General features: G+C 62.3%; 15 protein-coding genes, 1 tRNA gene and 2 riboswitches. Of the genes, 3 read left to right on the forward strand and 13 right to left on the reverse strand.

Annotated elements, in window-relative coordinates:
- Positions 1-5: 5 nt before the first annotated feature.
- The 4 genes from gcvH to WJ542_RS03970 all read right to left on the reverse strand — a co-directional run bounded on the left by gcvH (position 6) and on the right by WJ542_RS03970 (position 3,717).
- Positions 6-386 (reverse strand): glycine cleavage system protein GcvH, encoded by a 381-nt coding sequence (gene gcvH, locus WJ542_RS03955; RefSeq protein WP_411188031.1) that lies wholly within the window; start codon positions 384-386, stop codon positions 6-8.
- 102 nt (positions 387-488) lie between these two features.
- A complete protein-coding gene (gene gcvT / locus WJ542_RS03960; protein WP_411188033.1) occupies positions 489-1,607 on the reverse strand; it encodes a glycine cleavage system aminomethyltransferase GcvT in 1,119 nt (372 codons plus the stop codon).
- Between the two features lie 79 nt (positions 1,608-1,686).
- A riboswitch (glycine riboswitch) is annotated at positions 1,687-1,835 on the reverse strand.
- 57 nt (positions 1,836-1,892) lie between these two features.
- Positions 1,893-1,995, reverse strand: a riboswitch (glycine riboswitch).
- Between the two features lie 71 nt (positions 1,996-2,066).
- The gene (locus tag WJ542_RS03965; RefSeq protein ID WP_411188035.1) at positions 2,067-2,414 is read right to left on the reverse strand and encodes a hypothetical protein; all 348 of its coding nucleotides are present in this window, start codon (positions 2,412-2,414) and stop codon (positions 2,067-2,069) included.
- A gap of 253 nt (positions 2,415-2,667) precedes the next feature.
- Positions 2,668-3,717, reverse strand: coding sequence for an oxidoreductase (locus WJ542_RS03970; RefSeq protein WP_411188037.1), 1,050 nt, complete (start codon positions 3,715-3,717; stop codon positions 2,668-2,670).
- A 152-nt stretch (positions 3,718-3,869) separates the two neighbouring features.
- On the opposite strand from WJ542_RS03970, the gene WJ542_RS03975 reads away from it, so the two are divergent.
- Positions 3,870-5,960 carry a UvrD-helicase domain-containing protein gene (locus tag WJ542_RS03975; protein WP_411188039.1) on the forward strand — a complete coding sequence of 697 codons (2,091 nt, stop codon included), beginning with the start codon at positions 3,870-3,872 and terminating at the stop codon, positions 5,958-5,960.
- Positions 5,961-6,085: 125 nt separating this feature from the next.
- Here the strand turns inward: WJ542_RS03975 and WJ542_RS03980 are convergent, their stop codons facing one another.
- The gene (locus WJ542_RS03980) at positions 6,086-7,009 is read right to left on the reverse strand and encodes a c-type cytochrome (RefSeq protein ID WP_411188041.1); all 924 of its coding nucleotides are present in this window, start codon (positions 7,007-7,009) and stop codon (positions 6,086-6,088) included.
- A 307-nt stretch (positions 7,010-7,316) separates the two neighbouring features.
- On the opposite strand from WJ542_RS03980, the gene WJ542_RS03985 reads away from it, so the two are divergent.
- Together WJ542_RS03985 and WJ542_RS03990 are read left to right on the forward strand one after the other, a co-directional pair.
- Positions 7,317-7,392: transfer RNA gene (locus WJ542_RS03985), tRNA-Arg, on the forward strand.
- A 51-nt stretch (positions 7,393-7,443) separates the two neighbouring features.
- Positions 7,444-8,445: a site-specific integrase gene (locus WJ542_RS03990; protein ID WP_411188043.1), complete on the forward strand. Its 1,002-nt coding sequence runs from the start codon at positions 7,444-7,446 to the stop codon at positions 8,443-8,445.
- Between the two features lie 57 nt (positions 8,446-8,502).
- Here the strand turns inward: WJ542_RS03990 and WJ542_RS03995 are convergent, their stop codons facing one another.
- The 8 genes from WJ542_RS03995 to WJ542_RS04030 all read right to left on the reverse strand — a co-directional run bounded on the left by WJ542_RS03995 (position 8,503) and on the right by WJ542_RS04030 (position 14,596).
- Positions 8,503-8,976 carry a hypothetical protein gene (locus WJ542_RS03995; RefSeq protein WP_411188045.1) on the reverse strand — a complete coding sequence of 158 codons (474 nt, stop codon included), beginning with the start codon at positions 8,974-8,976 and terminating at the stop codon, positions 8,503-8,505.
- 276 nt (positions 8,977-9,252) lie between these two features.
- Positions 9,253-9,726, reverse strand: a complete 474-nt coding sequence (locus WJ542_RS04000) for a hypothetical protein (RefSeq protein WP_411188047.1) — start codon at positions 9,724-9,726, stop codon at positions 9,253-9,255.
- 10 nt (positions 9,727-9,736) lie between these two features.
- Positions 9,737-10,285: a hypothetical protein gene (locus WJ542_RS04005; protein ID WP_411188049.1), complete on the reverse strand. Its 549-nt coding sequence runs from the start codon at positions 10,283-10,285 to the stop codon at positions 9,737-9,739.
- A 3-nt stretch (positions 10,286-10,288) separates the two neighbouring features.
- Positions 10,289-10,738: a hypothetical protein gene (locus WJ542_RS04010; protein ID WP_411188051.1), complete on the reverse strand. Its 450-nt coding sequence runs from the start codon at positions 10,736-10,738 to the stop codon at positions 10,289-10,291.
- Between the two features lie 831 nt (positions 10,739-11,569).
- Positions 11,570-13,384, reverse strand: a complete 1,815-nt coding sequence (locus WJ542_RS04015) for a VapE domain-containing protein (protein WP_411188053.1) — start codon at positions 13,382-13,384, stop codon at positions 11,570-11,572.
- A 105-nt stretch (positions 13,385-13,489) separates the two neighbouring features.
- Positions 13,490-13,684, reverse strand: coding sequence for a hypothetical protein (locus WJ542_RS04020; RefSeq protein WP_411188055.1), 195 nt, complete (start codon positions 13,682-13,684; stop codon positions 13,490-13,492).
- A 150-nt stretch (positions 13,685-13,834) separates the two neighbouring features.
- The gene (locus WJ542_RS04025; protein ID WP_411188057.1) at positions 13,835-14,107 is read right to left on the reverse strand and encodes a hypothetical protein; all 273 of its coding nucleotides are present in this window, start codon (positions 14,105-14,107) and stop codon (positions 13,835-13,837) included.
- 285 nt (positions 14,108-14,392) lie between these two features.
- Positions 14,393-14,596, reverse strand: coding sequence for a hypothetical protein (locus WJ542_RS04030; protein WP_411188059.1), 204 nt, complete (start codon positions 14,594-14,596; stop codon positions 14,393-14,395).
- Positions 14,597-14,608: the final 12 nt, after the last annotated feature.

The following is a 14,608-nucleotide window of genomic DNA, read 5'->3' on the forward strand; positions in this document are numbered from 1 at the left end:
GGGTATCAGGCGCCGATCGCCTTTTCGTAGGCGGCGGCGTCGATCAGGCGGTCGAGCGAGGCGTCCGCAGCCGGCTTGATCTTGAAGAGCCACGATTCGTAGGGCGCGCCGTTCACCTGGTCGGGCGTGTCGACGAGCGTGCTGTTCGAATCGACGATCTCGCCGGCCACCGGCGCGTAGATGTCCGAGGCGGCCTTGACCGACTCGATCACGGCAACGGCGTCGCCCGCGCCGACCGTGCGGCCCGCTTCGGGCAGTTCGAGAAAGACGATGTCGCCGAGCGCTTCCTGCGCGTGGTCGGTGATGCCGACGGTCAGCGTGCCGTCGGTTTCGGTGCGAACCCATTCGTGCGATTCGGTGTATTTCAGATCGGCCGGGATGCTCATAGGATGCTCCAGTGTGTGGTTCGCGGTTGCTTGCAAATGCTTCGGAAGAGGGGAGCGTGCGCGCCGGTCAGGCGACCTGCCAGACGACCCGACGCACGGCGTTCAGGCGGCCAGCACCTTGCCGTTGCGCACGAACGGCAGTTTTACCACGCTTGCGGGAAGGGCTTTGTCGCGGATCTGCACCTGCACGACGTCGCCCGGCTGCACGCCCTGCGGCACGCGCGCGAAGGCGATGGATTCCTGCATGGTCGGCGAGAACGTGCCGCTCGTGATCTCGCCCTCGCCGTGCGGCGTGAGTACTTTCTGGTGGGCGCGCAGCACGCCGCCCGCCTTGCCGTTTTCCTTCTGCAGGATCAGGCCGACGAAGGCCATGCGCGAACCGTTTTTCTCCAGCACGGCGCGGCCGACGAAGTCGCGCGGCTCTTTCATGTCGACGGTCCAGGCGAGGCCCGCGTCGAGCGGCGAGACGTTGTCGTCCATGTCCTGGCCGTACAGGTTCATGCCGGCTTCGAGGCGCAGCGTGTCGCGCGCGCCGAGGCCGCAGGGCTTCACGCCCTGGTTTTGCAGCGCACTCCACAGTTCGCAGACGGCGGCGACGGGCACGATCACTTCGAAGCCGTCTTCGCCGGTGTAGCCGGTGCGCGCGATCGTCAGCTCGCCGAACGGCGTGCCTTCGATCTTCGCGGCGTTGAAGGGCTTGAGCGTTTCGGTGCAACTGCGCGAGGAGGGTGCCACGCACCAGACCCGCTCGCGTGCGTTCGGGCCTTGCACGGCGACGATCGCCAGATCGTTGCGCGGCGTGATGGCGAGGCCGTAGCCGCCTTCGGCGTTGAGCTTTTCGAACCAGGAGATGTCTTTTTCGGCCGTGCCCGCGTTGACGACGGCGCGGAACTCGTCGTCGGCGAAGTAGTAGACGATCAGGTCGTCGATCACGCCGCCTTCGGGGTTCAGCATGCACGAGTAGAGCGCCTTGCCCGGCGTGGCAAGCTTCGCAACGTTGTTGGCGAGCGCGCGGGAGAAGAACTCACGCGCCTTCGGGCCCGCGAAATCGACCACGCGCATGTGCGAGACGTCGAACATGCCGGCGTCGGTGCGCACGGCGTGGTGCTCGTCGATCTGCGAGCCGTAGTTGACGGGCATGTCCCAGCCGCCGAAGTCGACCATGCGGGCATTGAGCGCACGGTGGGTGGCGTTGAGCGGGGTACGTTTCAGTTCGGTCATGGGGCGGCCTCGGCACGGTCGAAAACGAAAAAGGCCATGCATGAGGCTCCGCAGGCCCTGTGCCTGTGGACGCTTCATGCATGGCCCCTCTGTCCTCGGTACCTGAGAGATTGCGCCGCGCGCTGAGTTGAGTGGGTCAGCGTCCGGGCGGCGCGCGCCCCTTCGGTGGGCAGTCTGAACGCGGCCTGTCTTGCCGCCGTTCTGCTGCCGCTCTCCAGAGTGCGGACCTTTTTGCCTTTCCGTATGCCGCGCGCACGGTGGCGCAAGGCTGGCGCAAAGGCGGTCCGGCGCGCACGGTCCTTTTGCCTGAGAGTTTGTGGGTTGCCCCTTCGGCGGCGCCGGCTGCGCTGGAAAGCTGTCAACCGGCGCGCTCTCCCGGCGCGCGCAGCGATTGTGCGCGAGGCGCACAGGGCGTGTCAATCCAGAAAAATTTTGACACGCCCCGCGTACTTCGGGGAATTACTCGCCGATCGCGTGCGCGGCCTGGTCGAGTTCCTGGTTCAGGACGCGCTGCTCGTCGGGCGAGATGCCGCCGCCGTGCTGCGAGGCCATGTTATGCGCTTCGCCGCGAATGTCGTCGAGGCGGTGATGCAGCGCGTTGCCTTGCGGCGGCGGGTAGTAGCCCTGATTCACGTGCGCGTCGATGCGGCGGCCCAGATTGTCGATGCGGCCATCCACCTGATGCAGGCGCTCGACGGCAATCTGGTGCGGCGTCGGGCCGGGCGGGGGCGGCGGCTGGTTGACGACGCAGGCGGCCAGCGTCGAGACGAGGGCGCTTGCAGCAAGCGCACGTGCAATACGGGACATGTAAGACTCCTTTGGTCGTTGTCGCTCTTTTTGGCGTTGTCCGAACGAGCAACGTTTCAGGCGTTTATTGAGATGACAGATTCGCGCGCCAGGACTTGTAACCGTTTGTATTCATCTTTCATCCGTGTCGGAACAATGAAAGGTATGCAGCGGGTCCGCCGGGATATTCGACGATGAGGCCAAGGCGTCTCAAACCCCGACAATGACGCGGGCAAGCCCGCGCCAGCGACGCTTGAGCGCCGCGGTCGGGCTTTCAGTTTCCTCGTGCAAACGGTAGCGTGCGCCCCTCGGCGGCGCTTTGGGTGGCCAGCTCGATTAGGGTCATGACGTCGATGGCGTCCTGCGGACTCACCGGGAAGGGCACGCCCTCGCGGATCGCTGCGGCCAGCGCACGATAGAGGCCGGTGTAGTCGCCGTTCAGCGTGGGCAGGCTGCGTTCGTTTTCGCTGCCGTCCGCGAGCAGCCCAAGCAGCCGCCCCGCCTCGTTGCCCGCGCCAAAGCCTGGCTGGCCCGGACGCAGCCCCGCTTTCAACTGATCCTCCTGAGTGTCGAGCCCGTTCTTCAAATAGCTGCCGCCCGTACCGGTGATCACGAAGCGCGGCGAGAAGGCCGCCAGCGCGCTCGCGTGCAGCACGGCTTCGTGCTGTGCGTAGCCGAGCACGAGATGGGCGTAGTCGGGCGCCGTGGCGTTGTCGCGGCGCGTGCGCACGAAGGCCGTCACCGTTTCGGGCGTGCCGAAGAGCGCGAGCGTCTGGTCGATCAGATGCGGCCCGAGATCGTAGAGCAGGCCGCCGCCGCGCGAGGCGTCTTCGCGCCAGCGCTGGCGCACGAGCGGCCGGAAGCGGTCGAAATGCGATTCGAAGTGCGCGACCCGGCCCAGCTCGCCGCTTTCGAGGAGCGTGCGTACGGTGAGGAAATCGCCGTCCCAGCGGCGATTGTGGAACGGCGCGAACACGAGTCCGCGCTCGGCCGCGAGCGCGGCGAGCGTACGCGCCTCGGCCGAAGTGAGCGTGACCGGCTTGTCGACGAGCACGTGCTTGCCGCGCTCCAGCGTGCGGCGGGCGAGGTCGAAGTGCGTGTCGTTGGGCGTGGCGATCACCACGCATTCCACGTCGGCGAGTGCGAGCAGGGCGTCGAGGTCGGGAACGATCGCGGCTTCGGGAAAGTCGGCGTGGGCGCGCTCCGGCTGGCCGGTGGCGATAGCGGCCAGCTCGACCGCGGGGCAATGCGCGATCACCGGTGCGTGGAAGGTCTGGCCGGCAAAGCCATAGCCCATCAGGCCGAGTTTCAGCGGGGAAGTCATGGGGCAATTCCTGCAAGAGGCGGCGCGGCGGTACGGAACTGCGGCCACGGCCGCGGTGGGCGGGAGGCCGTTATTGTGGCACGCGGCCGTGTTAACATCGCACCTCCCGCGCGGCGCCCGGCCGTCCCACCCGTTTTTCCCATCCAGCAACGATGTCCGCAGGCCTGAATCCCGCCCAAAGTGAAGCGGTGCGCTATCTCGACGGTCCCTGTCTCGTGCTCGCCGGCGCGGGCAGCGGCAAGACGCGCGTGATCACGCAGAAAATCGCGCACCTGATCGAAGCGAAAGGCTTCGAGCCGCGCCATATCGCGGCCGTCACCTTCACCAACAAGGCCGCCGCCGAAATGCGCGAGCGCGTGGGCAAGCTGCTGGAAGGCAAGACGCTCACCACGCCCGGCAAGGAAGGTCGCAAGGTGCCGACCAACCAGCTCACGGTCTGCACGTTTCACTCGCTGGGCGTGCAGATCCTGCGCCAGGAAGCCGAGCATCTGGGGCTCAAGCCCCAGTTCTCGATCATGGATTCGGACGACTGCTTCGCCATGATCCAGGAACAAGTGGGATCGACGGATAAAGGCTTCATCCGCAAGATCCAGTCGATCATCTCGCTCTGGAAGAACGGCCTCGTGATGCCCGAGGAAGCGCTTGCCACCGCTTCGAACGAGGACGAGCACCAGGCGGCCATCGTCTACCGCAACTACGTAGCGACGCTGCACGCCTACCAGGCCGTGGATTTCGACGATCTGATCCGCCTGCCCACCGAGCTGTTCGCGAAGAACGAGCCCGTGCGCGAACGCTGGCAGAACAAGCTGCGCTATCTGCTGATCGACGAGTACCAGGACACCAACACCTGCCAGTACGAGCTGCTCAAGCTGCTGGCGGGCCCGCGCGCCGCGTTCACGGCCGTGGGCGACGACGACCAGGCCATCTACGGCTGGCGCGGCGCCACGATTGAAAATCTGGCACAGCTCGGCAAGGACTATCCGAAGCTGCACGTCATCAAGCTGGAGCAGAACTACCGCTCGACGGTGCGCATTCTCACGGCGGCGAACAACGTCATCGCGAACAACCCGAAGCTCTTCGAGAAAAAGCTCTGGTCCGAGCACGGCATGGGCGACACGATCACGGTCACGCCCTGCAATGACGAAGAGCACGAGGCCGAGTCGGTGGTGTTCCGCCTTTCCGCGCACAAGTTCGAGCGGCGGGCGCAGTTCCGCGACTACGCGATTCTTTACCGCGGCAACTTCCAGGCGCGCATCTTCGAACAGGTGCTGCGCCGCGAGCGCATCCCCTACGTGCTCTCGGGCGGCCAGTCGTTCTTCGACAAGGCCGAGATCAAGGACCTCTGCGCGTACCTGCGCCTGATCGCCAACCACGACGACGATCCCGCCTTCATCCGCGCGATCACCACGCCGCGGCGCGGCGTGGGCAACACCACGCTCGAAGCGCTCGGCTCGTTCGCGGGGCAGGCCAAGGTGTCGCTGTTCGAGGCCGTGTACATGGGCGGCATCGAGGCGCGGCTTTCCGCGCGCCAGGTCGAGCCGATGCGCGTGTTCTGCGACTTCATGCAGCGCCTTGCCGAGCGCGCCGAGAAGGAGCCGGCGACGGTCGTGCTGGACGACCTCATGGAAGCGATCCACTACGAGGCCTACCTGTACGACGCTTTCGACGAACGCCAGGCGCAGTCGAAGTGGCAGAACGTACTGGAATTCCTGGAGTGGCTCAAACGCAAGGGCACGAAACCCGAGCAGGAAATCGGTGAGGATAGCGAGGCCACGGGCTACGACAATGCCGACGGCCTCGCCGACACCGGCAAGAACCTCATGGGCCTGATCCAGACCGTGGCGCTGATGTCGATGCTCGAAGGCAAGGACGAGGACCCCGATGCGGTGCGCCTCTCGACCGTGCACGCCTCGAAGGGGCTGGAGTATCCGCACGTGTTCCTGGTGGGCGTGGAGGAGGGCATCATGCCCCACCGCGGCGGCTCGGAAGACGACGTGATCGACGACGCGCGCATCGAGGAAGAGCGGCGCCTGATGTACGTGGCGATCACGCGCGCGCAGCGCAGCCTGCACCTGAACTGGTGCAAGAAGCGCAAGCGGGCGCGCGAGACGGTGGTGTGCGAAGCGTCGCGCTTCATCCCGGAGATGGGCCTGGACGACGCGCCACCGCCCACGGCGGAAGAAGCGCCGATGACGCCGAAAGACCGGCTGGCGAGCTTGAAGGCGCTGTTGCAGAAGGGCTGAACGCTGCTCGCGGTTGCGGTGCTTGACTACGACGGCAAGGACGCGGTGAAAACGAAAAGGGCTGCATCGTGAGATGCAGCCCTTTGTCTTGGGCTCTCGTGCGCGTGCAGTACGCGAGTGGGCGCTTACTTCGCAGCGCTCACCATGTAATCGACGGCGGCTTTCACGTCGGCGTCCGAGGCGTTCGAGCCGCCCTTCGGCGGCATCTGGCCCTTGCCGTGCAGCGCGTAGTTGTAGATGGTATCCATCGGATCCTTCAGGCGCGGCGCCCAGTCGCCCTTGTTGCCGAACTTCGGCGCACCCAGCACGCCCGCCGCGTGGCAGGCCTGGCAGACCTGCTGATAGAGCGCCTTGCCGGCCTGTGACGCGTCGGCGCTTTGTTCGGCGCTGCCTGCCGCGGGCGCGGAAGCGGGTTGTGGAATAGCCGCGATTGCTGCTGCGGCGGCTGAAGCCTGGCCAGCACTGGCCTCGGCGCCCGACGTAGCGGGGGCACCTGAAGCCGGCGCGGCCGCTGCCGCACCCGATGCACCCTGTGCGGTGCCGGGTGCGGGCATGGGCGGATTCGGGAAGTTCGCGCCGGCGTGATTCGCCATGTAGGCGACGGCGAGGCCGATTTCGTAATCGCTGTAATCGTCGGGGCTCGTGCCGCCGCGCGGCGGCATGGCGCCCTTGCCGGTGAGGGCCGTGTGCCACAGCGTGTCGTAGCCTTGCGCGATGCGCGGCGCCCAGTCGCCCGAGTTGCCGAACTTCGGCGCGCCCGCCGCGCCCGTGGCGTGGCAGGCCGAGCAGACCGCCTGAAAGACCTGCTCGCCGGTCTTGTAGACGCGCGGCGCGTTGGCGTCGCGTACCGAGACCTGCGCGACGGGCGCGATGCGTGCGGTGATTTGCTGGGCGGAAAGCTCATCGGTGCCGGCACCGGTGCGCGTCGTGCTGTCGACGTAGTAGGCGAGCATGATGCAGCAGACGATGGGGATGGCAAACCCGGCGACGATGGCGGCGATCAGCTGGCCGGGCGTTTTGATCGGGGCTCCGTGGGGTGCTTCGCTCATGCTTGTCTCGTCTCCCGTTGGTATTGTGGTGAGCGGTACAACCTGGCGATGGATCAAACACCGACGATTATAGACGCAAGGTTTTGCGGCTGGTGGGCGGCAGCGGGGGTCTTCAGCGGGCGTTTACCCGGAGCGGCGGGGCCGGATGGGTGGGGTTCTGGCGATGCGGCCCTGATTGCAGGACGCGTTGACCGGCCAACCCCCGTGCGGTGGACGGTTTAACCGAAACCGGGTATTCTCTCGGTCTCACTGCGGCGCCGCTTTCCTTCTGTTTTTTCGCGATTGGTGGCAGCGCCAGCGTCTCAATGCGCCCGTAGCTCAATGGATAGAGTACTGCCCTCCGAAGGCAGGGGTTGCTGGTTCGATCCCAGCCGGGCGCGCCATCCTCTTCAAGTGCCTTTCTGTGTCCGTAGGACTTATACGGGACTCAGAAAATGGCGACTTTCACAAAGCGCACCGACTCACGCGGTAACGTCCGTTATCAGGCGAAATGTCGAAGGCGCGACCGCCCGACCCTCAGCAAGACCTTTGTAAGCCTCTCCGACGCGAAGAAGTGGGCGCGTGAGATGGAGCGCGGTTGGGACAACGGTGAAGTTTTCGACGCGAAGCCGCAGGATGACTCGACGCTGGCCGATCTGCTGCGGCGATACCGGGAGGAAGTCTGCCCGACCCTACGCGCTGGCGACCTGACCGTTATGCGGATTAACTTGTGGCTCCGGGAATCGTGGACGAAGATTCCGGTGCGCGATCTAACGCCCGCCATCTTGGCGAAGTATCGGGATGACCGGCTTAAGCAGGTGAAGCCCGGAACGGTCCTGCGTGAGCTAAATATTCTCCGGGCCGCGCTGAACCGGGCGAAGCTCGAATGGGGCATCGACGTTCCAGAGTGTCGGATCACACGCCCGAAGGCTCCGGCACCGCGAGACAGGCGGCTGCAACCCGGCGAGTTCGAACGGCTACGGAAGGGCTGCGAGCAATCGCGGATTCAGCACTTGTGGCCCGCTATCGAACTGGCCGTGGAGACTGCCGCGCGGCAGGGCGAGTTGCTGGCGTTGCGATGGGACAACGTGGACCTTGATCGCAAGATTGCTCGCTTCCCGATGACGAAGAATGGCCGCCCGCGAACGATCCCACTATCGAACCGTGCAGTGGAGATTCTTTCCGGCCTGATTCGGAAGAAGGGCGAGCCACGCGTGCTGTGGGCGTTTGGTAAGGATCAACGATGCTCGCTCAAACACGCGTTCGTGCGGCTGTGCAAGCGCGTTGAGATCGAAGGTCTTCACTATCACGACCTGCGACGCGAGTCGATCAGCCGCATGATCGAGCGTGGCCTGAGCGTCGCGGAGATTCAGGTGTGCTCTGGTCACCGGACGCTCTCACAACTGGCCGTGTACTCCGCGCCCGATCCGGTCGCGATTGCGGCGAAGCTGGGCTGATAGTCCCTTAGAAGTCGCGCGGTGGGTCTCAGCGGCTCGCCGCGCTCTGCATGACGATTAACCGGCAATCCCGCAGATGTATTTCGCCGTTCGATACGTGACTGAGGTTGGGTCCAGCACCTCCATACTCTTCAACGACCATACAGGCTTGCTCTCGTCCCATTCACCAGTCGTTGCAGATAGCGGCGTTACATTCTTGTCGAAGTCCATCCCAGCTACCACGCCGTAGCTCATGTTGCGGCAATTGACCTCGATCTTCTCGATTGTGAATGCTGTATCCGAACCGGAAAACGGATCATGGACGGGTGGCGAGTAAACATCCTTCAAGAATGCTTCGCGACTTCCATCTCCGAGCACTTTGATGCTTGATGGTAGGACGTACTCCACATGCAACCCGGCTTCCGGTCCACTGCCTTCCTGTCCTGATGACGTCTGCAACCACACGCCCTTCGCTACTGCGACAGATGATATTCCGGCAAGTGCGATAGCAGTCGCGACTCGCCGTGACCTTCCCGTTATCTTGAATCGCATTAGACGGTCTTCCTTGTTGTTTTGAAGGAGCCTGATTATCTGGCAATTCCATCTATTGTTGAATCGCGTTCAGTAACGTTACTCCCTCATATCGGGAGTCGCGGGCTGTTGGGCTATGGGAAGAGTGAAGCGCGGGACGGGAGAGGGGCGCGGACGAAGAAAAGCCCGGTGTCCGCTTTTGGCAAACACCGGGCGATTTCCCCTCAACTCACTCCCACGCACCGAACACGCCAACCGTCGAGAAAGCGTGAACAGTGTCGATATTGTACGGATGCGTTATGTACGCCCTGCGTCAAGCGACACGATCCACGCGAACATCGACCACGCGCGGGCTTCCTGTCGCTCACGTTTGGCAGCGCGATTTGCCGCGCTCGTCCGGCCTTCGCCGCGAGCAGCGCGATGGGTCGATAGCTCATACAGACCGTCATCGCGCACGCCGGATCGTGGCCGCATGGCATGTTCGATGCGCTCGCGGCTGGTCGGCTGTACAGGGTTGCCAGCAACGCATGCAACGTCTGCCTGCCGCGCGGCTTGCGCCCGTCCGATCACATCGGCGCGCTCGATGGTCTGTTGGAGTTCCAGCGACGGATCGTAGTTGATGGTGCCTTCATCTTCGCGCCACTTGCGCTGGTCGATTCCCGTTGTGCCGCTGCCCGATGACTCGAAACCGTCGAAGAACCCGGCTGCGGGCTTCTCGTCTGCTTGTTCGGTGTCCTTGGACTTCGCTAGTCTGCTCTTCAAGGTTGCCATGGTTCGCCTCTTACTTCATTTTGCGGATGCGGGTCACTTGCTCTTTCGCTACTTGGCCAAGGTGCGCTGGCGGGTTCGGATCGGGCCAGCGTCGATCACGATTGCGGAGAAGGTAAAGCGCCACAAGGTCGGATTCCGTGAGCGAGTAAACGAAGTTCGCCCATTCCTGCTCGCCGCGCTGCTCAAGTTCTTCCGCGACCGTGCGTAGTTCGTCGTCCGTCTTGTGGGCAAGCGACAGCATCCACCGGCGTGTCGGTGCATCCGACGCGTTCCACCAATCTGTCAGGTTGTTGTCCTTCATCACCCTCCTAGCGGCAATGACCCACGGATTGGAGGCGTAGAACGCGAACCATCCGCACGGATCAAAGTCATTAGCCGGGTTACTTTCGCGTGATCGTTCGTCTTCGGGCAGGTCGCGCTCGTTGCCATAGCACGCGTAGAACATGGACAGATCGGTTGATCCGCGCTCGTCCTTCGACATAGACGAGTAGGCGACGCGGTTTGCGACGCGCCGCCCATGCTCCGCTAGATGGCTTTGATACTCTTCTGTGCCGATCATGGCTTAGTGAGGCTTCGATTCCGAAGGCTTCGCGATGAGGCGTTGGAAGTCCGCGAACGAGTGGCCGATGCGAGTGTTGCCCTTGTCGTCAATGATCGTGATGCCGAACAGCACGTTGAGTTCCTTCGCTGCCGCGATGCGTTCCGCGCGCTTCGCAGATTCGTCCGTGGCGATGGAGAAGAGAACGCGGGCTGCTCGCTGCGCGTCCCAGATGGGGTTGTCTTTCTTGTCTGCGACTGCCGCGACCAGAGTGCGCTTGTACGCGTCCGACGTTTCGATGAGGTTGATGTAAGCGAACGGGTTCATGGTCATGGCGTACTCGTGACCGAAAGCACCCGTCAACGCCGCGATGCTGGTGTGACCATCGGCGCGAAGTTTGACGTAACGCAGCAGCGCTTCCTTGTGAAAGTGCGCGATGAACTCGTTGCTGAATGTGTCGATGTCCGCGACCATGTCTATTGATCCAATGTACTAGGTGTTACGCGAGTTTGACGGGCGCTAGTGTCGTGGTCTAGCTGGCCTTGCAGGAGCCGTTCGCGGGTCGTTCGGGTAGGGTTGTGTGGGCCGGGTCGATGCAGGCGCGTAGGACACGGTTTTCGCTGGGCGCTGCGTGTTCTGCGGTCTTTCGGGCGGGCGGATCGACGCCGGAATATCGCCGCCCGTCCCGCTCGCGTCCCGGCGCTTCGTCACCTCATATCGGGCGTGTGCGCGACAGCCTTATTCGGGCAGGGTGCGCGATTCGGCGTGGGCTGGCGCGCCGTCCCTGTTCGGTCGCCGGGTATGGCCGCGTGCTGATTGGCGCTTGTGGTGAAGGCCGCACGGCCTGAGTGCCCTAGCTGCTGGCCGCAGGACAGAAGCGCACGGAGTGCTGATGCTTGCCGCAGGCCGGTTCCAGTTCGGTTCCCGATAGTTCCAGCCGCAGGCAAATTGGAACTGGTGTCGAAGTCTTATGCTGCAAGGGGTTTCGGTTCTCTAGTTCCAATAGTTCCAATAGTTCCAATAGATAAAGAAGAGTTAGGGTGCAAGTGTGTTGGCCGGGTAGTTAGGGAAACTGTGATTCGACTGGAACTCTGGAACTGAAAACCACGGAACCCAAGCCCCGCTTGCGTTTGCAGGCAGTTCCGGCCTGGAACTAGACTGCCCCGGAACTGGAACTACGGAACTGGAATGGCACCAGAATGAACATAGGCGTCGCCAATCCAGCGACGAACAAAGCAAAAAGGGCCACGAACCGAAGCCTGCGACCCTCGAACAACTCACACCCATTAACAGCAACGTGCGGACTCAAAACGGCTCATGCCTCGCATCGGCCTGATCCGCAGCGGCTTTCGACCCATCATCGTCGGTGAACTTCTTCTTCAGCTTGGCAATCGCCTCATCGCCAGTGAACAGGCTATTCGAGCCATCGTCAGCGATCAACTGATCGACGGCTTCGGCGCGGCCACCACGTTTCTTAACTGAAGTCGTATCCTTGCCGACGCAGAACAGCACGCCCGCTCTTTTCCCGGAGAACTTGCCGATGATGCCGCCGTTCAACTCCGCGAAAGCAAACAGCGCAGCCTTCGTTCGCTCCGAAGTCACCTTTTGCTTCCCGACAACACGGTCCATCGTCTGGATGAACGTGTCAGCGTACACGATGACCCCTTGCGGCACGTCATAAAACTGAGTCTTTTTCTCGGTGCCGGGAATGCTGCACGCCACGCCAGTTTCACGCCAAACCATCGGTGTCGCGGCGAACGCATTCGTGAAAAAGGTCTCAACAACCGGGTCGGAGATGCCGCCGTTGCCCTTCGCCTTCACTTTCTCGTTTGCGGCATTTACTTGCTGGACAACTTCCGACACGAACGCTTCATACTTTTTCTCGCCGTTGTCCGCGAACCAGCGTTGGCACTCTGCCATGATCTGCCACACTTCGTTTTCCAAAGAGTCCCAATGGTTCTGGGCCACTTTGAAATCAGGGTCGTAGGCGATCTTGCCCTGCTCATCCTCCTGCCGACCGCATACCCACAGGATGATGCGCCGCTCGCCGGTATCGTCGCGAAACACACCGTCCAACTTGTTCCCGTCCATCACGGTGATCCACTGGCGCGGTTGTTGCAGCTCACCCTCATACTTGAAGTTAAGGCTGTCCGACTGGCGCGTAATGAAGTCTTTGATCTTGTTAAGGTCGCCGCGCGTAAAGCCGGTCATTTCGCCAGCGTTTGCGATGATCGACTGTCCGGTGATCGCGCGCAGGAAGTGAAGCGGTTCGCCGGCCATGTTAAGCGGTGTCGTGTCGGCTTCCGGGTCGCACATGATGATCTTGCAAAGGGTCTGCGTGAAGCGCGACTTACCGCACCCTTGCGGCCCGAATATCGACAGCATCATCGGCGCGAGCGAACCCGGATACATCACACGCGCATACAGCGACAGCCAGAAGTACTGCGAGCATTTGCGGTGAAATTCAGAAGCAACCTCACCGAACAACTCAATCAGCTTCGTCTCCATGCGTCGCGTCTCGTCCCACTTCGGGATGCGATCCCTCACTTTGTCGATCAGGTCGTTGCGCTCGTCGGGCAGCGCATATTCCTTGATGACCTTTCGCGCAGATTCCAGCGTTACACCCTTCAGCCCGCCAGCGCTAAACGCTTCGACCCAGCGCGTTACCGGATAGAACTCGTCAATCACCTTGCCATTGTGATCCACAATGCGCCCACGGAAGTGATCGCGGTGCGGCTTTGCACGCTCGCCATCGAACAGCGCATTCAGCACGACCAGTTTGTTCTCGTCCGTCATCAGCGGCTGCGTGATGAATGAATCACCTTGCCGAACCTTCTTGACGTCCTTGAAGGCAATCTGCTGCGACTCGAACAGCTTCTTGGCCCGCTTCACAATATCCGGCTCCTTGCGAAGCTCTGCAACAGCAGCTTCGTTCGCCGCTTCGTTCGCAATCAGGCGTGCCCGACTTTGCTCCAATTCTTTATCGGCTTGTTCAAGTGCGCCTTCCATAGCTTCATCGAATCCGTCATACACCTTGCCGATGTTCGCTGACGTGCCTTGATCCGAAAGGGAATTTTCTTCGTGGCTGTTGCCACGGTCATTATTTTCAGCGATACTCATCGTTAAGGACTCCTGTCATTTGATCCGGCTGGTAACCGAATCGTTGTAAGTGATTGGACTCGAAATCTTCAAAGCCGCTCAGGCCCACGCCTCAGCGGCTTTCTTTTATGCAGCCTGCGGAAATCCGCCCTGTTTGCGCATACCGCTCCGGGCGGCCAGTTCGGGCTTCTCCTTGAGGACGTGCATCGTCGCCAAGCGCACGAACTCGCTGGGGGTGATTCCCTTCTCAGCCGCAGCGGCGATCACCTGCGCCCGCAATTCGGACGAGGTGACGAAGGTAAGTTTTGCTTCGCCTTTCATCGGAATCTCCTTGCCTCGAAGTAAGAAGTTGATCCGATTATCTCCGCGCCCAACGTGTTCACTTACGCCACTGTCGAGACACCGCGAGCGAACAAAGGCCCGCAGCACGAAGCCACGAGCCGCCATTGGGCTGTGCGGACGCTTCCCGAATTACGCAGCGACCATCTCAAACCGCACACTGGGCGCGGCCAAGCCGCACGAGTGAAGCGACTCCATCGCGGACGAAACGGCACCGATGATCCTTGAATAGAATTCAGCGCCACGGCACACAATCTGGACGCTTCCGTCTTCCGCCGCGTGATACATCGTGAATGCAAGCGGCTTGCCGTCCAGACTCTCGCACGGCTCATCAGTTTTCAAGTTGATGATCGGAAGGTTTGCTGCGTTCAGCGCCTGAATAATTGCGAACTCGGCTACGTTCATGGTCTTGCTCCGAATTGTGAATATCGAGCGCGCACGAACGCGAGCCGTGCAGCGCGGCGATTAAAGTCAATAGGTGAGTTGTTCGCCACGAGCCATTTGGACCGCGTTGCGCGATCCGGGCGAACTAGACTGGTTTCTGTAGGACAGACGGCGGGGTGTGCCGGTGCTCTCGGAGCAGCGCTAATACTAGATCAGCAATGCTCGCGTCGCAATCTGGCACCATTTAATAAAGTGCTGGAGTAGGTCACTCTTTTGCGCTAACAACACGGACGCCAGCCAGCGCCACTACGCCTCATCGTCATCAAGCAGCGCGTCCGGGTGATCGCCCGACAGCGCCTTTTCTGCTGCGGCTGGTCGTTGTAGCTCTCGAATGCTGTAATGCGCGCGGTCGCATTCCGCTCCGTTCATGCGCGGCTTATCGAACGCGCCAGATACCTTTCCTGAAGACACAAGTTTGCCGCCTACATAGACGCGGGATACATAAGCCATTTTCGCTGTACC

This window comes from Paraburkholderia yinzeri (genome assembly GCF_046581065.1).
In the GTDB taxonomy this organism is placed as follows: Bacteria; Pseudomonadota; Gammaproteobacteria; order Burkholderiales; family Burkholderiaceae; genus Paraburkholderia.